Annotated in this window: 21 protein-coding genes and 1 pseudogene; 10 read left to right on the top strand and 12 right to left on the bottom strand. The window is 71.5% G+C overall.

Going from position 1 to position 23,333, the window contains the following annotated elements; genetic code table 11:
* Window positions 1-10: 10 nt before the first annotated feature.
* The 3 genes from ACH4TL_RS35525 to ACH4TL_RS35515 are packed head-to-tail and all read left to right on the top strand — an operon-like array spanning window position 11 to window position 3,716.
* Window positions 11-874 (top strand): ABC transporter permease, encoded by an 864-nt coding sequence (locus ACH4TL_RS35525; RefSeq protein WP_398324734.1) that lies wholly within the window; start codon window positions 11-13, stop codon window positions 872-874.
* The gene (locus tag ACH4TL_RS35520) at window positions 871-2,697 is read left to right on the top strand and encodes a dipeptide ABC transporter ATP-binding protein (RefSeq protein ID WP_398324731.1); all 1,827 of its coding nucleotides are present in this window, start codon (window positions 871-873) and stop codon (window positions 2,695-2,697) included. The genes ACH4TL_RS35525 and ACH4TL_RS35520 overlap by 4 nt, the downstream gene beginning before the upstream one ends.
* Window positions 2,694-3,716 carry an LLM class flavin-dependent oxidoreductase gene (locus ACH4TL_RS35515; protein WP_398324728.1) on the top strand — a complete coding sequence of 341 codons (1,023 nt, stop codon included), beginning with the start codon at window positions 2,694-2,696 and terminating at the stop codon, window positions 3,714-3,716. Before ACH4TL_RS35520 ends, ACH4TL_RS35515 begins: the two co-directional genes overlap by 4 nt.
* Before the next feature lie 79 nt (window positions 3,717-3,795).
* Here the strand turns inward: ACH4TL_RS35515 and ACH4TL_RS35510 are convergent, their stop codons facing one another.
* Complete coding sequence (locus ACH4TL_RS35510; RefSeq protein WP_398324725.1) at window positions 3,796-4,365, bottom strand: sigma-70 family RNA polymerase sigma factor; 570 nt, start codon at window positions 4,363-4,365, stop codon at window positions 3,796-3,798.
* A 49-nt stretch (window positions 4,366-4,414) separates the two neighbouring features.
* Between ACH4TL_RS35510 and ACH4TL_RS35505 the strand changes: the two genes are divergently transcribed.
* A complete protein-coding gene (locus ACH4TL_RS35505) occupies window positions 4,415-4,639 on the top strand; it encodes a zf-HC2 domain-containing protein (protein ID WP_398324722.1) in 225 nt (74 codons plus the stop codon).
* A gap of 218 nt (window positions 4,640-4,857) precedes the next feature.
* On the opposite strand, the gene ACH4TL_RS35500 is transcribed toward ACH4TL_RS35505, so the two are convergent.
* Complete coding sequence (locus ACH4TL_RS35500; protein WP_398425416.1) at window positions 4,858-5,574, bottom strand: PE-PGRS family protein; 717 nt, start codon at window positions 5,572-5,574, stop codon at window positions 4,858-4,860.
* A gap of 191 nt (window positions 5,575-5,765) precedes the next feature.
* Here ACH4TL_RS35500 and ACH4TL_RS35495 point away from each other — a divergent pair, with 191 nt between their 5' ends.
* Window positions 5,766-5,996: a hypothetical protein gene (locus ACH4TL_RS35495; RefSeq protein WP_398324716.1), complete on the top strand. Its 231-nt coding sequence runs from the start codon at window positions 5,766-5,768 to the stop codon at window positions 5,994-5,996.
* Window positions 5,996-6,349 (top strand): annotated as a pseudogene (locus tag ACH4TL_RS35490) (cation transporter); the annotation flags it as partial. The gene ACH4TL_RS35495 and the pseudogene ACH4TL_RS35490, both read left to right, overlap by 1 nt.
* 287 nt (window positions 6,350-6,636) lie before the next feature.
* Here the strand turns inward: ACH4TL_RS35490 and ACH4TL_RS35485 are convergent.
* The 6 genes from ACH4TL_RS35485 to ACH4TL_RS35460 all read right to left on the bottom strand — a co-directional run bounded on the left by ACH4TL_RS35485 (window position 6,637) and on the right by ACH4TL_RS35460 (window position 13,157).
* The gene (locus ACH4TL_RS35485; RefSeq protein ID WP_398324713.1) at window positions 6,637-7,620 is read right to left on the bottom strand and encodes a trypsin-like serine peptidase; all 984 of its coding nucleotides are present in this window, start codon (window positions 7,618-7,620) and stop codon (window positions 6,637-6,639) included.
* Window positions 7,621-7,796: 176 nt separating this feature from the next.
* On the bottom strand, window positions 7,797-8,717 hold the full coding sequence (locus ACH4TL_RS35480; protein WP_398324710.1) for a carbohydrate ABC transporter permease: 921 nt from the start codon (window positions 8,715-8,717) through the stop codon (window positions 7,797-7,799).
* A complete protein-coding gene (locus ACH4TL_RS35475; RefSeq protein ID WP_398324707.1) occupies window positions 8,714-9,685 on the bottom strand; it encodes a carbohydrate ABC transporter permease in 972 nt (323 codons plus the stop codon). Before ACH4TL_RS35475 ends, ACH4TL_RS35480 begins: the two co-directional genes overlap by 4 nt.
* A 42-nt stretch (window positions 9,686-9,727) precedes the next feature.
* Window positions 9,728-11,077: an ABC transporter substrate-binding protein gene (locus ACH4TL_RS35470; RefSeq protein WP_398324704.1), complete on the bottom strand. Its 1,350-nt coding sequence runs from the start codon at window positions 11,075-11,077 to the stop codon at window positions 9,728-9,730.
* Window positions 11,074-12,033: a sugar phosphate isomerase/epimerase family protein gene (locus ACH4TL_RS35465; RefSeq protein ID WP_398324701.1), complete on the bottom strand. Its 960-nt coding sequence runs from the start codon at window positions 12,031-12,033 to the stop codon at window positions 11,074-11,076. Before ACH4TL_RS35465 ends, ACH4TL_RS35470 begins: the two co-directional genes overlap by 4 nt.
* On the bottom strand, window positions 12,030-13,157 hold the full coding sequence (locus ACH4TL_RS35460; RefSeq protein WP_398324698.1) for a Gfo/Idh/MocA family protein: 1,128 nt from the start codon (window positions 13,155-13,157) through the stop codon (window positions 12,030-12,032). The genes ACH4TL_RS35465 and ACH4TL_RS35460 overlap by 4 nt, the downstream gene beginning before the upstream one ends.
* 402 nt (window positions 13,158-13,559) lie before the next feature.
* On the opposite strand from ACH4TL_RS35460, the gene ACH4TL_RS35455 reads away from it, so the two are divergent.
* Entirely contained in the window at window positions 13,560-14,783 is a 1,224-nt protein-coding gene (locus ACH4TL_RS35455; RefSeq protein WP_398324695.1) for an ROK family protein, read from the top strand.
* A 93-nt stretch (window positions 14,784-14,876) separates the two neighbouring features.
* Window positions 14,877-17,327 (top strand): Orn/Lys/Arg decarboxylase N-terminal domain-containing protein, encoded by a 2,451-nt coding sequence (locus ACH4TL_RS35450; RefSeq protein ID WP_398324692.1) that lies wholly within the window; start codon window positions 14,877-14,879, stop codon window positions 17,325-17,327.
* Here the strand turns inward: ACH4TL_RS35450 and ACH4TL_RS35445 are convergent.
* Both ACH4TL_RS35445 and ACH4TL_RS35440 read right to left on the bottom strand, forming a co-directional pair.
* On the bottom strand, window positions 17,276-17,596 hold the full coding sequence (locus ACH4TL_RS35445; protein WP_398324689.1) for a VOC family protein: 321 nt from the start codon (window positions 17,594-17,596) through the stop codon (window positions 17,276-17,278). The genes ACH4TL_RS35450 and ACH4TL_RS35445 overlap by 52 nt on opposite strands.
* A gap of 24 nt (window positions 17,597-17,620) precedes the next feature.
* Window positions 17,621-18,493, bottom strand: a complete 873-nt coding sequence (locus ACH4TL_RS35440) for an MOSC domain-containing protein (RefSeq protein WP_398324686.1) — start codon at window positions 18,491-18,493, stop codon at window positions 17,621-17,623.
* Between the two features lie 88 nt (window positions 18,494-18,581).
* Between ACH4TL_RS35440 and ACH4TL_RS35435 the strand changes: the two genes are divergently transcribed.
* The gene (locus tag ACH4TL_RS35435) at window positions 18,582-19,751 is read left to right on the top strand and encodes an MFS transporter (RefSeq protein ID WP_398324683.1); all 1,170 of its coding nucleotides are present in this window, start codon (window positions 18,582-18,584) and stop codon (window positions 19,749-19,751) included.
* Window positions 19,752-19,754: 3 nt separating this feature from the next.
* Here ACH4TL_RS35435 and ACH4TL_RS35430 read toward each other — a convergent pair whose 3' ends face one another.
* The gene (locus tag ACH4TL_RS35430; RefSeq protein WP_398324680.1) at window positions 19,755-20,276 is read right to left on the bottom strand and encodes a hypothetical protein; all 522 of its coding nucleotides are present in this window, start codon (window positions 20,274-20,276) and stop codon (window positions 19,755-19,757) included.
* 126 nt (window positions 20,277-20,402) lie between these two features.
* Window positions 20,403-22,133 (bottom strand): cellulase family glycosylhydrolase, encoded by a 1,731-nt coding sequence (locus tag ACH4TL_RS35425; RefSeq protein ID WP_398324985.1) that lies wholly within the window; start codon window positions 22,131-22,133, stop codon window positions 20,403-20,405.
* Between the two features lie 106 nt (window positions 22,134-22,239).
* On the opposite strand from ACH4TL_RS35425, the gene ACH4TL_RS35420 reads away from it, so the two are divergent.
* Window positions 22,240-23,328: a LacI family DNA-binding transcriptional regulator gene (locus ACH4TL_RS35420; RefSeq protein ID WP_398324677.1), complete on the top strand. Its 1,089-nt coding sequence runs from the start codon at window positions 22,240-22,242 to the stop codon at window positions 23,326-23,328.
* The last annotated feature ends 5 nt before the right edge of the window (window positions 23,329-23,333 follow it).

The raw sequence follows: 23,333 nt of genomic DNA, 5'->3' as shown, positions 1-23,333 counted from the left end.
GACCACCACCATGACCACGCCCTCGACCGCGATGGCACGCAGAGTACGCGCGCGGGCCACCCGCCATCCCTATCTCACCGCCCTCACCACCACCCGCGGCCGCGTCGGCCTGCTGCTGGTCGCCCTGGTGGTGCTCGGCGGACTGCTCGCCCCGCTCCTCACCTCGTACGACCCCACCGACCAGAGCGGTGACACCCTGCTGGGCCCCGGCAGCGCCGGACACCTGCTCGGCACCGACGACCTCGGCCGCGATCTGCTCAGCCGGGTGCTGTACGGCATCCGCGCCGACTTGGAGGTGATCGCCACCGGGGTGCCCCTCGGGGCGCTGCTGGGCTGCGCCTTCGCGCTGCTCGCCGCCGTCCATCCGGTGCTGGACACCGTGGCGCAGCGGCTGTTCGACCTGGTGCTGGCCTTCCCCGGGCTGATCCTGGCGCTCGCCATCACCGCCGTCCTCGGCCCGGGGCGGCTGCCGGTGATCGTCGTCATCGCGCTCGCCGAGATCCCCGTCTTCGGAAGGCAGTTGCGCGCCGCCATCCTGATCCAGCGGGAGCGCGAGTACGCCGTCGCCGCGCGGGTCGGCGGCACCGGCCGGGTGCGGCTGCTGCTGCGGCACATCCTGCCCAACTGCGCCGACCCGCTGGTCGTCCAGCTCGCCGTCTCCCTCACCATCGCCGTCTTCCTCGAAGGCGCGATGAGCTTCCTCGGAGTCGGGGTGCGCCCGCCCGAACCCACCCTCGGTAGCCTGCTCAGCCAGGCGCTGCCCTATCTGGCCCAGGCGCCCTTCTTCGCCGCGGGCCCCATGCTCTCCGTCACCCTGCTCGTCCTCGGCTTCTCGCTGCTGTCCGAGGCCCTGAACCGGGAGGTCCGCCGATGACATCCCCCCTGCTGGAGGTGCGCGGCCTCGGCGTCGACTTCCAGACCCCGGACGGACGCACCGTCCACGCCGTACGCGATGTGAACTTCCGCCTGGAGCGCGGCGAAACCCTCGCCGTCGTCGGCGAGTCCGGCTCCGGAAAGTCCACCACCGCCCTGGCGCTGACCCGGATGCTGCCGGGCACGGGACGGATCACGGCCGGATCGGTGCTGCTGGACGGCACCGACCTCGCCGCCGCGACCGACGAGGAGCTGCGCGCGGTGCGCGGCGCCCGGATCGGGACGATCTTCCAGGACCCGATGACCTCCCTCAACCCGGTCCTGTCGATCCGCACCCAGCTCGACGAGGTGCTGCGGGCCCACCGCCACGGCGACCGCGCCATCCGGCGGGCCCGCGCCGAGGAACTGCTCGGCCTGGTGGGCATCCCGGAGCCGCGGCGCAGACTCCACGACCACCCGCACCAGTTCTCCGGGGGCCAGCGCCAGCGCATCCTCATCGCGATGGCCCTCGCGGGCGAACCGGACCTCCTGGTGGCCGACGAACCGACCACGGCACTCGACGCCACCGTGCAGGAACAGATCCTCCAACTGCTGGCCACCCTCAATGAGGAGACCGGCACGGCCCTGCTCCTCATCACCCACAACATGGGCGTGGTGTCCCGCTCCTGCGCCCGGGCGCTGGTCATGTACGGCGGCACGGTCGTCGAGAACGGCCCCACGGCCGACGTCCTCACCCGGCCCCGGCACCCGTACACCGCGGGGCTGCTGGCCGCCGTACCCCGGCTGTCGTCGCCCTCCGGCACCCGGCTCACCGGCATTCCCGGCGCGCCGCCCGACCTGTCGCTGCCCCTTTTGGGATGCGCGTTCGCGCAGCGGTGCGCGGCGGCGGACGAGCGGTGCCGGACCGAGGCGCCACCCCTGGCCGACGGCGTGGCGTGCTGGCACCAGGACACCACGCGGCCGGTCACGGTGGCGCCGCCCGCCGAGCGCGCCGATGTCGCCACCGCCGAAGAGCGCACACCGCTGCTGGAGGCCGTCGCGCTGCGCAAGGAGTTCCGGGGGCGCCGCCACGCCCCGCTCGTCGCCGTCGACGACGTCTCCCTCACCCTCCACGCCGGGGAAACCCTCGGCATCGTCGGAGAGTCCGGGTCCGGCAAGTCCACCCTGGCCCGGCTGCTCGCACACGCCCACCCGGCCGACGGCGGCACGATCCGGCTCCGCGGCGAGGACGTCACCCGGCCCTCCCGTACCGCGCTGCGGGACCTGCGCCGCCATGTGCAGATGGTGTTCCAGGACCCGTACGCCTCGCTCAACCCGCGGATGACCGTGGGCGACATCGTCGGCGAACCCCTCCTCGTCCACGGAATCCACCCCGATCGCGCCGCCCGCGCGCGACGCGTCGCCGAACTGCTGGAACTCGTCGGCCTGGACCCGGCCGTCGCCGACCGGCTGCCCCGCGCGTTCTCCGGCGGCCAGCGCCAGCGCATCGGCATCGCCCGCGCCCTGGCCCCCGAACCCTCCGTGCTGCTGTGCGACGAACCCGTCTCGGCGCTCGACGTCTCCGTACAGGCCCAGATAGTCAACCTGCTGACCGACCTCCAGCGTGACCTCGGCCTGGCCCTGCTGTTCATCGCCCACGACCTGGCGGTCGTACGGCAGGTCAGCCACCGCATCGCCGTCATGCACCGCGGCCGGATCGTCGAGACGGGCCCCGCGGACGAGGTCTGCGTCGCCCCCCAGCACCCCTACACCAGCGCCCTCCTGGCGGCCGCACCCGAACCCGTCCCGGTCGGCGCCGCGGTGCTGGAGACTCAATCCCTATGAAGTCACCGACCTCGAAACCCCTGCGGAAACTGGGCTTCTTGACCATCGGCCTGTTCGACGAGGCCGATCCGCGCCGGGGCCACGAATCCACACTGGAGATCATCGAACTGGGCGAACGCCTGGGTTTCGACAGCGCCTGGGTGCGCCACCGTCATCTGCAATACGGCATCTCCTCACCCGTCGCCGTCCTGGCGGCGGCGACGCAGCGCACCAGCCGCATCGAGCTGGGCACGGCCGTCATCCCCATGGGCTGGGAGAACCCGCTGCGGCTGGCCGAGGACCTGGCGACGGTCGACATCCTGTCCGGGGGCCGCCTCAACCCGGGGGTCAGCGTCGGCCCGCCGAACCACTACGACCAGGTGAAGGGCGCGCTGTACCCGGACACCGCCGAGGCCGAGGACTTCAGCCACGCACGCGTGCGACGGCTGCTGGACTTCGTACGCGGCGAACCCGCCACCGACTTCAGCGGTGTCGAGGGCTTCGAGGTCTTCTCCGACCGCGTCCAGCCGCATGCCCCGGGGCTCGGCCGCCGCATGTGGTACGGCGGCGGCAGCCTGCGGTCGGCCAGGTGGGCCGGTGAGCGGGGAATGAACCTGCTCACCAGCAGCGTGGTGAAGGCGGAGGAGTCCGAGGACTTCGCCGAGATCCAGCTCTCGCACATACGGACCTTCCGCGCCCACCACCCCGACGGCGACCGCGCCCGCGTCTCCCAGGGACTCGTCGTCATCCCCACCGACACCGCCACACCGGAACAGCGCGCCACGTACGAGGAGTACGCCCGGAAGCGGTTGCCGCGGACCGCCACGCCACAGGGACCGGCGCGCATGATGTTCGCGCCCGACCTCGTCGGCACGTCGGAGGAGATCGCCGAACGGCTGGCCTCCCACGCAGCCTTCCGCGAGGTCGAGGAGGTCGCGTTCGCGCTGCCGTTCACCTTCGGCCACGAGGACTACGTCCAGATCCTCACCGACATCGCCACCCGGCTCGGCCCCGCACTGGGCTGGCAACCGGCCACCTGACCCCGCGCGGCCCCGCCGCGAAGGGCGCCGGGGTGTGGCGGACGGCGCGCGGGCGCGTCCTCCGCCACACCCCGGGGCGTCAGGCCAGGGCGCCGACCGGCTCGTCCTCCGCCGCGCTGAGCTGCGCGATCAGGAATTCCCTGGCCCTGGCCACGCGCGAGCGGATGGTGCCGACCGGGCAGTCCGTCACGGCGGCGGCCTCGGAATAGGGCAGCTCCAGCAGCTGGGTGAGCACGAACGCGTCCCGCTGCGCCGTGGGCAGCGCCGCGAGCAGTTCGCCCAGGGCGACACCCTCGTCGAAGCCCGGCACACCGCACGGCTGCCTCCGCTCCGCGGCCGCCTGCCAGTCGTCGGTTCCGGCGATCCTGGGGCGGGCCGACAGCGATCGGATGCGATCGGCCACGACCCGGCGCGCGATCACCAGCAGCCAGGTGCGCGCCGACGATCTCCCCTCGAAGCGGGGAAGGCTCCGCAGCGCACGCATGTACGTGTCCTGCACCAGGTCGTCCGCCGCCTGCGGATCCCCGCTCAGATGCGCCACATAGCGGCGGACGTCCGCACGGGTGGCGCGGACGAACTGCTCCACGGCGGCCGGGTCGCCGTCACGGGCCGCGAGCGCCCATGCCGTCACGGTTGCGTCATCACGCATGACGCCCCTCCCCACGCCGAACGCCGCACACATCGGGGAGGATGGCGGCATGCACTGCTCGCGCATCCGAACGGCCCTCTCCGCCCGCCTCGACGGCGAGGAGATGCCCCCGGGCATCACCGAGCGGCAGATGGCGGCCCACCTCGGCACGTGTGCCGACTGTCGGCTGTGGGAGGACCGGGCCCGCCGGCTCACCGAGCACATCGCGGGACTGAGGGACACGGAGACCGACCCGGGCACCGAAGCCCCGGAGCCGCCACCGCAGGTGTTCTGACGCCGCGCCGCGCGCTGCCCCGGCACCGCGAAGAGGGGCAGAAAGCACTGACGCGCGCACGGATGCCCTCGGCATCCGGACAGGAGTCATCATCGGAAGTCCTTCGCATGGATCCGGTCACCGTGTTCGCACGGCACCGGCACAAGGGGTGACCAGGGCGCGGCAGCCCCGGGGCGGATGGCACACCGGGAACGCCCTGGCAGGGAACAGACCAGCTGTCAGCCGACAGCGGGCCCCGATGGTGGACCCCGCAGCGAAATGGAGTGGGCGAGCAGCAACTCCCGCACGGTGCGGCGCGGCGTCTCCCTCAGCGGGCCCGCCGACGGCGGCGCGTCGGGAACCGCGGCAGCGAAGACGACGATCAGCGGCGCGAACAGGCGGACGGCCGCCGCCCGCGCCAGCCGGAAGGCGGCCCGTTCGCCACCGCACAGCCACCAGGCGCTCAGGAGCGCGACCAGAAGGTGCGCGGCGACCATTCCGGCCGTGTTTCCGTGCATCACGACGTCGTGCTGTCCGTGCCCCGCCATCGCGGGGGCCGCGCCCTGGTGGAGGTGGCGACTCAGCCCGGCGTCCCGCACCACCCGCGCCGCGTCGCTCTCGGAGAGCCGTGTACGCCCAGGGCCGCACAGCAGGGCCTTGGCCCACTGCCCGGTGGGGCCCATGCTGCCATCACTGGACCGGGCGGTCTGGCCGAACGAGAAGGCGGTGTGCAACACCGCCTGGGTGCCCACCGTGAGCAGCCCCACCGCCACCGGGCCGCGCTCACGCCCGGCGCAGCACCACGCACCGACCGCGGCGACCGCCAAGGCGGCCAGCAGGGTCGAGGTGGGCACCGGCATCCCCGACATGACCAAGTGCCCCAGTGCCGCGGCCAGTACGCAGACCACCGCGAACACCGTGGCGCGCACCGTCCTGAGCACCTGCCCCGCATCCATGTCGCCGCCCATCGTCTCAGCAGGGCGGACCCGCCGGGCGCCGGGCCCCGGTCCGGACCGCGAAGGTCCCGCCGCCGAGGGGCATGTGGCGCACACCACGGGAGCGCCGAGGGAACCCGGTCCCTTCCCGATCCGACTCCCTGTACCGGTACGGCTCGAACCACGACCCACGGCGACATCAGGAGACCGGTATGGACGAACCCCGGACGGGCGCAGTGCCGCCAGGGTGGGCACCGCCGCCCGCCCTCTGCGGCTTTCTGCTGCTGCTCGCGCTCGCCCTCGGCGTGTCGTACGCCGTGGGCGTGCACGCCGGACCCGTCGCACCCGGCATGCAGGCCCCCTCGACAGGCGGCGACCGCAAGGGCGGTGGAGGCGCGGACATGGGCGACATGCGGAACATGGAGCACGGGGACGGCGGCTGATGGCCGCGGAATCGCTCGCGCTGACCACCGACCTGGCCATCGGCGGAATGACCTGCGCGGCCTGCGTACGGCGCGTCGAGAAAAAGCTCGCCAAGCTGGACGGAGTGTCCGCGTCGGTCAACCCGGCCACCGGGCGGGCCCGCGTCAGCCATCCGCCGCACATCCGGCGCGGGGAACTCGTCGCGGCGGTCGAGCAGGCCGGGTTCACGGCCGCGCTGCCCGAGCCGCTGAAGCCGCGCCGGGACGACCCTGACACGACCCCGCCCCCGCAGGGCGAACGGCTCCTGGTCACGGCGCTGTTCGCCCTGCCGGTGCTCGTGCTGTCCATGGTGCCCGCCTGGCAGTTCCGCAACCGGCGCGGATCGCGGTCACCGAGGGCCGCGTCCTCCCCTCGTACGGCGACGGCTGGGACACCGCCGCGTTCTTCCGCATCACCAACTCCGGCGGCAGCGACGACCGGCTGCTGAAGGTGACGTCCTCCGCGGCGGTCGGTGCCCCCACCCTCAGCCGCCACCGCATGACAGGCGGTTCGGCGGCGTACGGGCAGAAGGTGGTCCGCGCGGACACCTCATGACGGCATCGAGCAGCTGACGCGAACAGGCCCGGGCCCCGCATGTCCCGCCCCCGGGCCGGTGCGCCGCTAGGCGGCCTGGGCTTTGTCGTACAGGGCCTTCGCCACGTCGCCGAAGTACGGGCCGAACATCGTGTTCGGCAGGAAGACATAGCCGAAGCTGTTCACGGAGACCTGCAGCCCGGTGCCGGCGGTCTCGTTGAAGCCGGTGAGCCAGGGGCCGCCGCTGGAGCCGCCCGTCATGTTGCAGGAGAGGCCGTGGTCCTGGGTGAGGAGGAAGTCCTTCGAGCTGTTGCCGCTGCAATAGATGAGCTTCGTGCCGTCGTACGGCGAGGCGGCGGGGAAGCCGAAGGAGTACATCTGCTTGTTGTAGCCGCCGTTGAACTGGACCCCCTGCGCACCGACGACCGAGGTGAGCTTCTGGCCGTTCAGCGGGGTGACGACCGCGGCGCCGATGTCGTAGTTCATGTCCTCACTGGCTTCCCACTGCGGCGTGGTGAGCGTCGTCGCCGCGGTCCACTGGCCGTACGGCGCGTTGCCGTTGTTGTAGGCGGGCACGAAGACCCAGTTGGTGTGCCAGCTGCCCTGGTACTTCACACAGTGCCCGGCGGTGAGGACGGTGCTGGCGTTCTGGCTGGTCACGGCGTTGCCGGTGCAGGAGGCCGTACGCCCCTGGAAGGTGAAGAACACCCGTCCCGAGGTGGTGACGACGTCCCCGCTGCCGGTCCACGGGCCACCGGCCTGCGGGAAGGCGGCGGGCGCGGCGGTGGGTTCGACCGTGGTCGGCTGTCCGCCGGGCTCGGGGGCCTTCAGGCGCTTGGCGGCCTGCCGGGTCAGCAGCAGATCGAGCGGGGTGGCCGAGCGCATCCGCTCGGCGGTCCAGTAGGTGCGGGCCCTGTGCTGTTCGGCGGACGAGGCTGTGCGGGCCGCCGCCGACGGCCCGGAGGCCGGTGCGGAGGGTGCGGCGTTGGCCGCGCCGGTGCCGAGGAGGCCGCCGGTGAGCAGGGCTCCGGCGGCCAGCAGGATGCCCGCGGCGGTGCGATGGCGTCTCACGCATGTCTCCTTCTGCCGTGCCCGGCCGGGTCGCGCCCGGGCAGGGTGGGGGAACGAAGAGCGGTGCGGATAGACGTGCGTGAGGCAGGGTGCCACGGGAATCTTGACTTGTCAGGGGCGGCATTGAGGCATTTCCCGGCCGAATACGCCACCGATGCGGTCGGGCCGGTGGTGCTTCAGCCCTTGACCGACCCGCCGAGGATGCCGCGGATGAAGTAGCGCTGGAGCAGCAGCAGTACGGCGAGCGGCAGCAGCACGGAGAGCAGCGCGGCGGCCGCGAGGGTTTCCTGCCCCTGGCCGGTGGATTGCAGCAGCCCGGCGATCTGGACGGTGAAGGGCGCGTTGGAGCTGCCGCCGCCGAGGAACAGCAGCGGGGTCAGCAGGTCGTTCCACGACCAGATGAACTGGAGCATGGCCAGAGCGGCGAGCACGGGCGTGGCGGTGGGCAGCACGACGCGGCGGAAGATGGTGAACTCGCCCGCCCCGTCGATGGCCGCGGCCTCCAGGAGTTCGCGCGGTACGGAGGCGAAGAAGCCGTAGAGGAGGAAGATGCCGAAGGGGACGGTGAATCCGACCTGGTACAGCCACACCGCGGGGGTGCTCCCGGTCAGGCCCATGGCGTTGAACAGCCGCAGGACGGGGACGAGGGTGAGCTGCGGCGGGGTGACCTGGAGCGCGATGACGAGCAGCAGGAAGGGAAGCCGTCCGCGGAAGGGCATGCGGGCGAGCGCGTAGGCGGCGACCGCGGAGACGGTCACGGTGCCGACGGTGGCCGGGACGGCGATGGCCAGGCTGTTCCCGGCGGCGGTGCCGAGGTCGATGAGGGTGGCGGCGTTGCCGTAGTTCTCGGGCGTGAAGGCGGGCCGGGTCAGCGCGGTCCACCAGCCGCTGGTGGCGACGTCACCCGTGGTGCGGAAGGAGGTGACCAGCAGGCCGACGACGGGGGCGGCCCAGGTGACGGCGATGACGGTGAGGACGAGATGCAGCGGGGAGCGGCCCAGGGCGCGCAGCCGTCCGGCCGGGCGCCGGTCGCCGCGCGGCGGCCCGGCGGGGTGGTGGCGTTCCCGGGTGGTGGCCGGGGGAGCGGTGGTGGTCATCGGGCAGCCGTCTCCTGCCGGAACTGGCGGATGTTCAGGAACATGACGGGGGAGGCGATGAGCAGCAGAATCACCGCGAGGGCGCTGGCGTGGCCGAAGTTCCGGGCGACGAACAGCTCCGCGTAGATGCGGTTGGCGGCTACATCGGTGTCGTACTGGCCGTTGGTCATGACGTAGACGATGTCGAACACCTTCAGTGCGAAGATGACCTGGGTCGTGAGGGCGACCAGGATGCTGGGCCACAGCGTCGGCAGGGTGACCGAGCGGAAGATCCGCCATTCGCCCGCGCCGTCGAGGCGGGCCGCCTCGATGAGTTCACCGGGGATGTTCTTCACCCCGGCGGACAGGATGAGCGAGGTGGTGCCGAGCGTCATCCAGCAGCCGACGAAGATGAGCGCGAACGTGGCCACCGAAGGGTCCGCGACCCACGCTTTCGGTTCGCCGCCGACCGCGGTGAGCAGCCCGTCGACGGTGCCCGTCTGCGGGGCGCCGGACGGCTGGTACTCGTACATCAGCCGCCAGATCACGCCCGCCGCGGCGAACGAGATCCCGGCGGGCAGCAGGACGAGGGTGCGGACGGTGCGTTCGTAGCGGACCCGGTCGCCCAGGACGGACACGGCCAGCCCCAGGACGAGGGTGAACACCGGCAGCAGCACCAGCCAGAGGGCGTTGTTGCGCAGCGTGGGCAGCAGACCGCTGCCCAGGGACCAGGAGAAGTTGCCCAGCCCGGCCCAGCCGCCGCCGTCCGCACGGCGGAAGCTGAGCAGCACGGTGTCGGCGAGCGGATAGACCAGGATGGCGCCGCTGAGCACGCAGGCCGGAAGCAGCCAGACCCACGGCCGGACCCGGGCGGCGTGACGGGGACGGCGGCCGAGGGCACGTTCGGCGCCGATGATCAGGGCCGCGGTGATGGCGGGCGCGGCGATCACCGCGGCGGCGATCTGCAACAGCCGTGGCAGCGGGCCCATGGCGCTCACCTTCCTGTACGGATACGTGTGCTCGGGTGGCGGTCAGCCGCGGGTGGCGGTGCGCTGGAGACCGGCCAGGATGCTGTCGAGGGACCCGGGATGCTGGATGTAGTTCACGACGCCCTTGTGGTAGGCCGTGATGACGTCCGGGGAGCCGTACATGGTGGGGCCCGCGGCCAGGTTCTTGCCCTTGAGGAGTTCCTGCGAGGCCTTCTTCAGCAGCGGGCTGGAGTACGCGGACGCGGGGATCTTGGTGTTGGCCTCGGTCCACTGGCCACTGGCGACCAGCAGCGTCTGCGCCTGGGTGGACGCCCAGTACTTCATCAGGGCGCGGACCCGCGGGTTGTCGTTGAAGGCGTAGGCCACGTGCCCGCCGAACAGCTCGTCGTCCGCGTAGGCCGGGGAACCGGCGGGGACCGGGTAGAAGTCGAGGTCGGTGCCCGCCTTGAGCGCCTTGTTCTGGCCGAGGGTGAGCCCTCCGCCGTACACGCCCCACAGCATGACCGAGCACTTCGGCGGTGAGGAGATCAGCCCGGTGCCGTTGTTGACGATCGAGGCGGACAGCACACCGGTGGGGCCGCCGTTGACCATCTTGGGGTTGGTGGCCACGGCGCCGAACGCCTTCCACGCCGCCTTGACCTCCGGCGAGGTCCACGCGAGCTTCCCGTCGGCCCAGGCGCGGAGCTTGGCGGCTCCGTAGTGCTTGACGAACCAGCTCTCGATCCACTGGGTCCCGGGGAAACCACTGCCCGCACCGGCGTTCTGCGCCATGCACCACGGGGTCTTCCCCGCGGCCGCCTGCTTCTCGGTGAACGCCTCAAGATCGGCCCAACTGCCCGGATTCTTCGGCCCCTTGTACGCCTTGGGGTCGTACCAGACCATGAAGTTGTCGACCTCGGTGAAGACACCGTAGGTCTTGCCGCCCACGGTGGTCGCCTTCAGCAGACTGCCCGGGAATTCGCCCTTCAAGGTGTCGGTCCCGATCAGGGTGTCCAGATCGGCGAGCTTGCCCTTCTTCGCGTACTCGACCATGGAGCCGATGTCAGCGGAGTCCACCACGTCCGGCGGATTCCCGGCCTGCACACGGGTCTGCACGATCGCGTTGAGGTCCTGGGAACCGGTGTAGTCGACCTGGATCCCGGTGGCGTCGGTGAAGGGCTTCAGCGCGTTCTTGACGAGCTGCGCCTCGCTGCCGCCGTTGACGCCGAGCATGGTGACCTTGCCGCCGATCTTCTTGCCACCGGCGGCGGCGAGCGCGGCCTTGCGGGCCGCGGCGGTCAGGCGTGGCGACTGCTCGTTGCCACCGGTGGACGCGGTGGACTCGGCGTTGGTGGCGCAGGCGGCGGTGGCCAGCAGACAGGAGGCGAGGAGAACGGTGGGCAGGGGCCTCATGGGGTACTCCCGTGCAGCTGGGGAAGGAGGTTGTCCTGGATGAAGGCGCGGGCGGCGCGGAGTTCGGCCACCGGGTCGGGTACGGCGTCCACTTCCAGCAGGACGTCATCGCGCAGGCCGGTACGGAACATCAGGTCGGCCCAGGCGGCCCAGTCGAGCGCACCGGCCCCGACGCGCCGGAAGTAGCGGCGGTGATCGGCGTGGATGTTCTCGTCGATGGGGATGTCGAAGGGCGCCGTACCGGAGGCGTCCTTCCAGTGGGCGATGGCGATCCGCTCACGATGCCGCTCGGCGACGCCGACGGGCTCGCTTCCGGCCAGCGCGATGTGGCCGGTGTCGGGGCAGAAGGACACATACAGCGGGTCGGTGGCCAGCATGAACAGGTCGATGTCGCGCGGTGTCCAGAACACCGAGTGCGCCTCGGTGTGCAGCGCGAGCCGCACCCCGTGTTCGCGCTGTACGGTGGCGGCCAGCTCGTTGAGGCGGTCGCCGAGCGCCCGGGCGTAGCCGAGCCCGGCGAACAGCGGGTTCTCCCCGTCGCGGGTGGTGCGCATCGGCAGCCCGGCCACCATCAGGGAGCAGCCCATGGCGGCGAGGAATTCGGCGTACTCCACGGCCTGCGCGGTGACCGCGCTCCAGTCGGTCGCCTCCAGGCTCGGCTGCCAGGCGATGTCCACGAAGAAGCCGGAGAGCACATCGAGCCCGCGCACGTCGAGTTCCTTGCGGAACCCGCCCGGGGAGCCGAACGCCGCGACCGCGGTGCGCCAGTCGCCGGGCGGAAAGGTGAGTTCCAGGGTGGACAGCCCGGCTTCGACGGCGCCGTCCAGCACCCGGGTCCAGAACCACTCGGGACGCTCGGCGGCGGTGGCGGCGAGCGCGCGCTCGTCGGCCACCTGCCAGAACGCGGGATCGTAGAAGGTGATCAGGTCGGCGCCGAAGCGGGTGCTCACGTTCATGCCTCCAGGGGGTGCAGGGCCCCGTAGGTGCCGTCGAGTGGCGCGGGGCGTTCACAGCTGCTCGTGAGGGCCACCGGGGCGCCGGTGTCCGCGGACACGGCGATGGCCTCCAGGACGTCGAGGGTGTGGAAGGCCAGCCCGGCCGTGGCCCGGTGCGGGGTGCGCTCACGCAGCGCGGCGGCCAGGTCGGCGACGCCCATGCCGCGCAGCAGCTGCTCCTCGCCGCCGGGCCGGGCCAGCGGCGGGACCACGGGGGGAAGTTCGGCCCAGTCCGCGTCGCCGTGGCGGCGCAGGCGCACCGGACCGTCGTAGCCGTTGGGGTCGGGCAGGGAGAGCGTGCCCCGGGTGCCGTAGATCTCGATGAACGGCAGATGGTGGTCCCACACGTCGAAGCTCATCATCACGGTGGCGAGCACTCCGCCCGCGAAGGTGACGGTGGCGGCGGTGTGGGTGGGAACCGTCACCTCGATGGTGTCGACGAGCCGTCCGGGAGCGGTCACGGTGCGGTGCGGGGCGCCGATCCTGCTGGTCCCGTACACCGTCGACACCGGGCCCAGGCAGTTGATCAGGGCGGTGAGGTAGTACGGCCCCATGTCCAGGGCGGGGCCGCCGCCGGGCCGGAACAGAAACGTCGGATCGGGGTGCCAGGTCTCCGCCCGCGAGTGCGTCACGAATGCCGTCGCCCCGACCGGCTCACCGATCACACCGTCGTCGATCGCGGCCCGCGCGGTCTGCCCGGCCGAGCCCAGGAACGTGTCCGGCGCGGCCCCGAACAGCAGCCCCCGCCGGTCGGCCTCGGCGAGTCCGGCACGGGCGGCGGCCACCGTGTCGGCCAGCGGTTTCTCGGCGTACAGATGCTTGCCCGCGGTCAGGGCCCGCTCGCTGACGGCGGCATGCGCGGTGGGCGGGGTGATGTTGACGACCACGTCGATGTCCGCGCGGTCGAGCAGCTCATCCACCGCGCACGGGGTGGCGCCGGACGCGGCGGCGGCCGACTCGGCGCGTACGGGATCGGCGTCGGCCACCGCGACCAGCGCCAGCGCTGGGAAGCGGGACATGCCGGTGGCGTACCGGCCGAAGATGTTGCCGCAGCCGATCACACCGACACGGACGGGGACGTGCATCGTGCCTCCTGCCTGACCTGCCCTGAAGCGCTCAGAGGGGGTGGGAGCGGTGGCCGCCGCGAGCGGGCGGACCTTGTGTGGTGGGGCGGCGCGCCGGTGAGAGCGATGCCGGACACCCGCACCTGAGAACGGGAAACGGTCCTGGCGGGCCCGAGACCGGGTGACGGTCTTCCGCGGGGCTCCGCCGCCCGGCAACTATCACTCCGTGGACGAGCCGAAGACAATACGGAACTTATGGCAGATCCGGCGAAACCCGCCCGGACACCCAGCCGCCCCGACCGGAGGAGACGGGGCGAATCCGCCCATTGACTCCCCGGCCGCGACCCGCCTAGCCTGCCGCACACCACCGGGACACCAGCCGGACGCAGCTCACCCGGCTCACCGGGGAACGGAGCGATGCGTATGCCATCGACTTTCGCCGGATCCGGCGAAACCGGCCCACTCGGCGAGGAAGCCCCCGCACGTGCGGGACTCCGGGACCTCAGCGAACTCGCCACCCTCATCGCCACCGGGCGCGCCGCCTCCAAGAGCGACCTGGCCCGGCTGACCGGCCTGTCCCGCACCACGGTCAGCAAACGCCTGGACGCCCTGGTCCGGCGCGGACTGCTCACCTCCCACCTCGGCGACTCCACCGGCGGCCGCCCCGCACTGGAACTCGGCATCGACCCGGCCGCCGGAGTCGTCGCCGCCGTCGACGTCGGCGCCGCACACTGCCGCGTCGGCGTACTCGACCTCGGCGTACGTCTGCTCAGCGACACCTACGTCGACTTCCGCCCCGACGCGGGCCCCGGCCCCGCGATGGCCGCCATCCTCGCCAGCCTCGAAGAACTCCTCACCGGACTCGACCGCCGGTGGTCCGATGTGCGCGCCATCTGCATCGGCGTCCCCGGCCAGGTCGACGCCGAGACCTCCGTCCCGATCCGGCCCGTGATGCTCCCCGGCTGGGAGGGCTTCAGACCGCAGGAAGCCCTCTCTCAGGTGTGTGACGTGCCCGTCCTCGTCGACAACGACGCCAACCTGATGGCCCTCGGCGAATACCGGGCCCGCGCACAGCCGGTGGACCAGATGGTCTTCGTCAAGGTCGGCTCCGGACTCGGCTGCGGCATCATCAGCAACGGCACCGTCCACCGGGGCGCCAACGGAATCTCCGGCGAGATCGCCCACGTACGGCTGCGCGGCACCGACTACCAGGACCGGCTCTGTGGCGGCTGCGGCAACTCCGGCTGCCTCGGCGCGGTGGTCAACGGCGAGGTCATCGCCGCCCGGCTCGCCCGGGAGGGCCTGCCGGTGAAGACCAAATGGGACGCCATCCGGCTCGCCCAGCAGGGCGAACCCCGCGCCCTGCGCGCCGTACGAGAAGCCGGTGAACGCCTCGGCGAAGTCCTCGCCGCCATGGTGTGCTTCCACAACCCCGACCTCATCGTGGTCGGCGGCGCCTTCGCCATCCTCCAGGACGACCTGCTCGCGGGCATCCGCAGCGTCGTCTACGAACGCGCCCTCGCCCAGGCCACCCGCCGCATCAGCATCGAGACGACGACCCGCAACGCCGACCTCGGCCTGCTCGGCGCCGGGTATCTGGCCGTGGAACGCGCCCTGTCACCCGCGGGCCTCGCCGCCTGGCTCTGACACTTTCGGGTGGACTTCCCCCGACTGCCCCGCCCCGCGTGGATCCGTCCCCCGAAACTCTGACGGGCGGGGGCAGAGGCTGAGGAGGGGGATATGGCGGGCGACACCGTTCTGTTCGCGGTCCGGGAGCACCCCGGGGACGACACGGCCGGGGCCGAGCAGCTGCACAGGATCCGCGAGGCGGTCGAGACCGCCGGATTCGCGGTGCGCTGGGCCGGGACCGGAGCCGAGGCCCGCACGGTGCTGCGCACCGAGGCCGGGCTGGCCGCGGCGCTGGTGGACTGGCAGCTCGAGCCCGATGGCGATTCGGACGGCGATTCGGACGGCGATTCGGATGGCGCGAAGGGTGGCGAACCCGGCGGCGGCTCCGCGGTCCTGCGCGACATCGGCCGACGGTTCCAGGGCCTGCCGGTCTTCCTCATCGCCGCCGACGAAGGCTTCGAGGACCTGCCCCTGTGGGTATCGGAGACCGTCGTCGGATATGTGTGGCCGGAGGAGGACACCGCCTCCTTCATCGCCGGACGCGTCTCCAGCGCTGCCCGCGCCTACCGCGAAGCCGTACTGCCGCCGTTCTTCAAGGCGCTGCGCCACTTCGACGACACGCACGAGTACTCCTGGCACACCCCGGCCCACGCGGGCGGCGTCGCCTTTCTGAAGTCACCGGTGGGCCGGGCCTTCCACGACTACTTCGGCGAGCGGCTGTTCCGCAGCGACCTGTCCATCTCCGTCGAAGCCCTCGGCTCCCTGTTCGAGCACACCGGGCCCATCGGCGAGGCCGAGCGGAACGCCGCCCGGGTCTTCGGCGCCGACCTCACGTACTTCGTCCTCCACGGCGATTCGACCTGCGATCGCCTCGTCGGCCACTTCAGCGTGACCCGCGACGAGATCGCCCTCGTCGACCGGAACTGCCACAAGTCGGTGCTGCACGGGCTGGTCATCTCCGGCTCACGGCCGGTGTATCTGATCCCCACGCGCAATGGCTACGGCCTCTCCGGACCGCTGCCCCCGGGCGAGATCGAGGCGGACAACGTGGCCGCACGCATCGGGGGAAACCCGCTGACGCGCCATGCGCTCTCCCGCCACGCCCAGTACGCGGTCTTCACCAACTCCACCTACGACGGCCTGTGTTACGACGCGCTCCAGGCCGCCCGGGCCTTCGCCGCCAGCACACCGCGGGTCCACTTCGACGAGGCGTGGTTCGCCTACGCCCGCTTCCACCCCCTGTACGCCGGGCGCTACGGGATGTCCGTAGGACCCGACACCTTCCCCGGCCCGGACCGGCCCACCGTCTTCGCCACCCAGTCCACCCACAAGCTGCTGGCCGCGCTGTCGCAGAGCGCCATGGTGCACATCAAGCCCGCGCCCCGGGCCCCGGTGGAGCACGACCGGTTCAACGAGGCGCTGATGATGCACGGCACCACCTCCCCGCTGTATCCGATGATCGCCTCCTTGGACGTCGCCACCGCGATGATGGACGGCCCCCAGGGCCGCTGGCTGATCGACGAGGCGTTGACCGAGGCGGTCCGCTTCCGCCAGGCGGTGGTGCGGATCGGCCGCCGTATCGAGGCCGCCGGTGACCGCCCCGCCTGGTTCTTCGGCGTCTGGCAGCCGGATACGGTGACCGATCCGTCCACCGGCGAGCGGCTGCCCTTCGACCGGGCCCCGGCCGAGCTGCTGCGCACGGAACCGTCGTGCTGGGAGCTGGAACCCGAGGCGGAGTGGCACGGCTTCCCCGGCCTCGACCAGGGCTACTGCATGCTCGACCCCCTCAAGGTGACCGTGACCTGCCCGGGGATCAACGCGATTGGCCACATGGCCGATTGGGGAATCCCCGCCCGGATCCTCACCGCCTACCTGGCCACCCGCGACGTCGTGGTGGAGAAGACCGACACCTACACCACCCTGGTCCTGTTCTCCATGGGTATCACCAAGGGCAAGTGGGGCACCCTCCTGGATGCCCTGATGGACTTCAAGTCCCTCTACGACGAGGACACCCCGCTCGACCGTGTCCTGCCCGGGCTGGTCACCGCGTACCCGAACCGCTACACCGGTGCGACGCTGCGCGGGCTGTGCCAGGAGATGCACGACCATCTGCGCGAGGCGAACCTCGTCCAACTGCTGGACACCGCCTTCCAGGAGCTGCCGGAGCCGGTCGCCCCTCCGCAGCTCTGCTACCAGTGCCTGATCCGCGGCGGTACGGAGCGCGTCCGGCTGGCCGACGCGGCGGGCCGGGTGGCCGCGGCCATGGTCACCGTCACGCCGCCCGGCATCCCGGTCCTGATGCCCGGCGAGGGCATCGGCACCGTGGACGGTCCGCTGCTGCGCTATCTGACCGCCCTGGAGTCGTTCGACCGCCGCTTCCCCGGATTCCGCAGCGAGACCCACGGGGTGACCATCGACTCCGAAACCGGCGACTACCTCATCGAGTGCCTGTCCCGCGACGAGAGCACCCACCACGATGCCCTGCCGGAACCCCGCACGGTCGTCAGACCTCAGACCACGTACACCTCCACGGCGCGCCCGTCCGGATCGTCCACCACCTGACGGCCGGGAGCCAGCGGCGGAGTCATGGTGCGGCCGTCGACCGTGAAGCCCAGCCGCACACGGGACGCGGGCCGCTCGGCGGTGGCGGGATACAGCTCGATCACCGTGCCGTCCGGCAGGGTGGCGGCGTAGTGGACCGGCCCGCGCCCGTGCCGCTCCTGGACGAAGGACAAGCCCAGGCCGGTGTAGAACGCGCGGCACTCCTCCACATGGTCGCTGTAGAGGACCAGGAGGGCGATGCGGGTGGCCTTGACGGGTGCGGCGGACATGAAGCTCCCTACTGATCGTTCGAGTCAGACCTCCGACTCGCCCCACGAGGTGACGCGCACGTCGTCGCCCACGGACAGTTTGCCGGAGCGCAGCACGGCGTACTTCGTGCCGAAGGCCACGCCACCCTCGGCGGCCCGGCGGTAGGCGGCCAGGGTGCGCAGCGGCTCGGGGCCCGCCTTGGTGCCGGACCGCTGGTCGACCATGGCGACGGCGCAGCGGATGGCGAGCTTGGCGTAGCCGAGCTCCGTGTCGCCGATGGCGATCCGGTGGGCGCGGTCCTCGGTGTGCGGGGTGTCCCAGCCATCGACGACGATGTTCGGGCGGAAGCGGTCCATGGGGAGGGGCGGGGCGCCGCGCTCGCCCAGCCGCTCGTTCAGCAGAGCCAAGGTGGACCGGGAGAGGACGTGCACGGCGCAGCTGTCGGCGTACCCCGAAGTGCCGGGCGTACGACCGTCGGTGACCCGGTCGTGATCGGCCGGAACCCGCACCAGACGGCTCGGGGCGCCGAGGACGTCGGACAGCCACGCGGCGGCTCCGTCGCCCTGGTCGATGCCCCGGAACGGCGCCCCGAACAGCTCGACGTCGCGCGGCCGACCGGACGTGTCGACGTCCACCCCGACCGGGCCCGACCCGCCCGGGGCGCGCAGGGTGAGTCGTAACCCGTCGGTGCTGACCTCGGGGCGGATCAAGGCCAGCCGCGGGTCGCGCCGTTGGCTGCGGAAGACACCCTCCTCGCTGATGACCATGAAACTGCGGTCATGAGCGAGCCCCGCGGGTGTCAGCACCGCGGTGGGCACCGGCATTCCGGCACACCCCTTGATGGGATAGGACAGCAACTCCACGACCCTGGCCACATGATCCCCCTGTCTCCGTGCAGGCCATATCACTGTGATCATATGGAGGCGATCCCCCCTACACTCGTGAAATCCGAACTCGGGCCCCTAAGATGTTTGCGTAAACATGCGACGGGAGGGGGAGCGGAGCATGCCTGCCGGGTTGGTCGCGCTGGCGCTGGGCAGTTTCGGGATCGGCCTGACCGAGTTCGTGATCGCGGGCCTGCTGCCCCAGGTGAGCCGCGACCTGGACGTCTCCGAGGCCATGGCCGGGTGGCTCATCTCGGGATACGCCCTGAGCGTCGCGATCGGCGCGATCCTGCTCACGGCCGCCACCACCCGACTCCACCGCAAGGCCGTCCTCGTGGGGCTGGTGGCGTTGTTCGTCCTCGGCAACCTGCTGTCCGCTGTCGCGCCCACGTACGCCATGGCGCTGCTCGGCCGCATAGTGGCGGCCCTGTGCCACGGCTCGTTCTTCGGCATCGGCTCGCTTGTCGCCCGCCGCATGGTCCCGCCGGAGCGGGCCTCGCGCGCGGTCGCCGTGATGTTCGCGGGGCTGACGGTCGCCAACGTGCTGGGCGTGCCGTTCGGCGCCCTGGTCGGCGAACACTACGGCTGGCGCGCCACGTTCTGGGCGATCACCGGGATCGGTGTGCTGGCCGTGGCCGCCATCGCCGGGTGGGTTCCGGCCTGGGCGGGCGCGGTGGACGAGGCCCACCGCACAGCCGGGCTGCGCCCCCAGCTACGCGCCTTCCGCTCGCATCAGGTGTGGCTGACCCTGACCGCCACCGCCCTCGGCTACGGCGGCATGTTCGGGGCGTTCAGCTACATCGCGTACACCTTCACCGAGGTCACCGGCTTCTCCAGCGCCGATGTCGCCTGGCTGCTCGTCGTCTACGGCAGCGGCCTGGTCGTCGGCAACGTCGCCGGGGGCCGTGCGGCCGACCGGGACCGCGACCGCACGCTGATCGTGTCCCTGGCCGGGCTCGCCGCCACGCTCGCCGCGTTCGGGCTGCTGGCCGAGGGGCGAGTGGCGTCGGTGGTCCTGGTCTTCCTGATGGGCGTCTTCGGGTTCGCCGCCGTCCCCGGCATGATCACCCGTGTTACGGACGCCGCCCATGGCGCGCCGCTGGCCGCCAGCGCCAACGTCTCGGCCTCCAACGTCGGCAACGCTCTGGGCGCCTGGCTCGGCGGCCTCGCGATCAGCACGGGCCTCGGTTACACCGCACCGCTGTACGTGGGCGCCGCGGTGGTGACGCTCGGCCTCGCCGTGATGGCGGTCACCGCCCGCACCGCCCCGGCCGCCGCATCAGTGGGGTGACGGTCAGCCGCCGATCTTCGCCTTGGTGGCCTTGGCGACCTCGCACGTCTTCGGCATGGCCGCGGAGTCGCCCTTCCACGCGGAGGACGCGAGCGCCGTCTTCATGGCCCCGGCCTGGACGGGCAGCTGGCTGAGCGTGGTGTAGGCCGCGTCGTCGGGATGCGCGGAGTTCAGGAAGCGGACCTTGACGGTGTAGGCGTAGTCCGCCGCGCCGTGCACGTTGTTGACCTGGACGACGGCGAACAGCTTGGCCGCGTCGCGTATCTGGCAGGACTTGATGCTCACTTCCACCTTGGACGTGACGGGCTGTGTGGTGCCGGACGCGCCGTCCGACGAGCCCTTCGCGGCGGTCTTCGACGGCGTCGCTTTCGAGTCCGCTGCACCGCTGCTGCTGGTGCCCTTCTTCTCGTCCTTCCCGCCCTTCCCGGCGGCGGAGCCCGCGTCGTCGGACCCGCCGCCGGAGCAGGCCGTGAGGGCGAGGAGGGCGGAAACGGCGAGCGCGGCGGCGCGCGGAAGGTGGCGCATGGTGGGACAGTCCCCCGTCAGGACATGGATTCGCCGGCGGACCGGCCCAGTCCGCTTCACGCTAGCACCCGCCGGAGGAGGCAGGCGCACCGGAGGACGCCGGGGTGGCCGCCCGATGGGCACTGCTCAGGAGACCGTGCCGGTCACCGAGGCTCCCGTCTTCGTGACGTGGTACGTCACCGAGGCACCGCTCCAGAAGTGGAAGGTGAGCGTTACCCGTGAACCGTCCCCGAGCGAGCTGAAGAAGTCGGGGGTGAGCTTGATGGCGTCGCCGGTGTACGCCGAGAAGGCGGCGTCCCACTGCTGGTACGGGGTCCAGTCGGCCGGTCCCGCGTTGCCGCCGTCGTCGTACCTGGCCTCCATCGTGGCCAGCAGGTCCCCGCGGAACCGGGTGGGGATGGCGAAGGCATCCGTGGTCCCGGTGACGCTCGACAGCACCGGTGTGTCGTACGTGATGATGTCGATCCGCCAGGGGACACCCCGCGAGAACCTGGCCTCCAGCGTGGCGTTGACCCCGTAGGCGCGGTCACCGGCAAGCCGGGTGAGCGCCGTGGCCGTCAGCGTGAGCTGGTTGCCCGAGACGGTGTAGTCCTGCCCTTCGACCAGGTTGCGGCTGCCTTGCCGGAGGCCCTGGAAGTCGGTGCCGTTCGGGTTCAGGGCCATCGTCTGGCTGGTGATGTCGCCGGATTTGGGCAGGAACACCATGTCGCTGGAGGCGGTTCCCGACGCGGTGGTCCAGCTGGACTTGATCTGGCCGAACAGCTCCGGGTCCCGCCACGTCAGTTCGTTGCGGTTCAGGAACTGACCGGCGTCCCACAGCATCGTGGTGAGGTTCCGCTTGCGCGCGTAGTTGCCCACGAACTCGAAGTACTTGCGCACCTCGCCCCGTTCGATGATGCCGGGCCGGTTGTGGTCATAGGCGAGCAGGGCGTACTCGCCGATGATGACCGGGACACCGTGTGCGACGAAGGTGTTGTACGCCCGGTCGAACGTCTCGGTGAGGTCCCGTTCCGAGGTGGCGTCGAAGCGGGTGTACCCGGCGATGTTCACACTGAACGGCCACCATCCGTAGAAGTGGACGGTCGCCGCCACCATGGGATCGTCCAGCTCGGCGATCTCGGTGGCCAGCGCGTCGAGGCGGTCCTGATCGGCGTTGGTGTACAGGGTGGGCAGGATGAGCAGCCGCTTGGCGTTCCCGCCACCGGAATCCCGCACGATCCGGTGGAACGCGCGGTTGAGTTCCGCCAGCAGCCGGTAGCTCTGGTCGTCCCCGGAGGTGTTGGTGAACGTCGGCTCGTTGATGCTCTCGAACACCAGCCGCGACGACGCGTCCCGGAACTCCGCGGCGATCTGCGTCCAAGTCGCGGTGTACCGGGCGAGGACGGCGTCGTGGTCCGTCGCCATGTCGTCGACCCACATCCACGAGTCGTGATGCGAGTTGACCATGACGTACAGGCCCTCCGCGAGCGCCCAGTCGACCACCTTGCGGACCTTCGCCATCCAGACCGGATCGATCAGGTAGCCGGGCGCCGCACCCTGATGGCCGCCCCAGGTCACGGGCAGCCGAATGCTCTTGTAACCCTGCGACTTGACCTTCCGGATGAGCGCCTGGGTGACGGGAGGATTGCCCCAGGAGGTTTCGTCGGGGATGGCGTCGTACGTGTTGCCCAGGTTCCATCCGGGCTGCATGGCCGCCACCGCGCTGCGGGCGGCCGGGGCACTGGGCGGCGGTACGGACCGATCGGCGGCGGAGGCGTACGCGCCGGGCACCACCGGGAGCAGGGCGAACGCCAGGACGAACGCCACCAGCCGCACCCTGGGCCACCGGGGAAGCAAACGTGCCGGTTTCCTCAACATCACGTGCACCCTCCACCTTCGAGCCGACGGAGAACTGCGTACCGAAAGAAACTTTCGTCGTGTGCGGCGGAGAACCTAACATGGCGTCACGGAAGAGACCACAGCCATGCCGCAGCCCAGTTGGCGCGATCGGAAGGCGACCTTGGCGGACCACGCAGCGGAGCGACCGGCGGACCGGGAAGGCCGACAGGGCGACGCGTCCAGGCCGGTCACGATCGCGTACATCGCCGAGTCGGCGGGGGTGTCGGTCCCCACCGTGTCGAAAGTGCTCAACGGGAAGTCTGGAGTGTCCGCGGACACCCGCGCCCGGGTCGAGGAGCTGATCAACCGCCACGGGTATCGCAAACCCACCGGTGCGGGCCGCAGCAACGTGGTGGAGCTGGTGTTCCGCGAGCTGGAGAGCATGTGGGCCGTGGAGATCATCCGCGGTGTGGAGCGGGTGGCCCGCGAGCGCCGGGTCGGCGTCCTGGTGTCCGAGTTCGGACTGCACGACACCCCCGCCCCGACCTGGGACGACACCGTTTCCCGGCGCCCGAACTGCGTGCTGTCGGTGGCCCAGCTCTCCGAGGCCGAGCGTGCGCAACTGACGGCAAAGGGGATCCCGTTCGTCGTCTTCGATCCGACGACCGAACTGCCGGACGACGTCCCGTTCGTCGGCGCCACCAACTGGTCCGGCGGCCGGGCCGCCACCCGCCATCTGACCGAGCTGGGACACCGGCGCATCGCCATGATCAGCGGGCCCGAGCACGTACTGTGCTGCTGCGCCCGCGTGGACGGCCACCGGTCCGCCCTCCGGGCCGCCGGCCTGGCGGCCGACCCGGAGCTCCTCGTGTACACCGGCCTCACCCGCGACGACGGCTGCGCCGCGGCGCGCACCCTGCTGTCCCGCGCCGACCGCCCGACCGCGATCTTCACGGCCAATGACCTCCAGGCCCTCGGGGTGTACCAGGCCGCACGCGAGGCGGGCCTGCGCATCCCCGACGACCTGAGCGTCGTCGGCTTCGACGACCTGCCGGTCGTCGCCTGGGTGGACCCGCCCCTGACCACCGTTCACCAGCCCTTGACCGAGATGGCCGTGGCGGCGACGGAACTCGCGCTCGCCCTCGGCCGAGGCGAGAAGGCACCGCAAACCGGTCTGGAGATCGCCACGACCCTGACGGTCCGGGAGAGCACGGCACCGCCGAGGAGCCATTGACCGCC

This window comes from Streptomyces sp. NPDC021115, assembly GCF_044333065.1.
Lineage (GTDB): Bacteria > Actinomycetota > Actinomycetes > Streptomycetales > Streptomycetaceae > Streptomyces.
The sequence above is the reverse complement of the archived record's forward strand: the minus strand, read 5'-3'. Positions and strand labels throughout refer to the sequence as shown.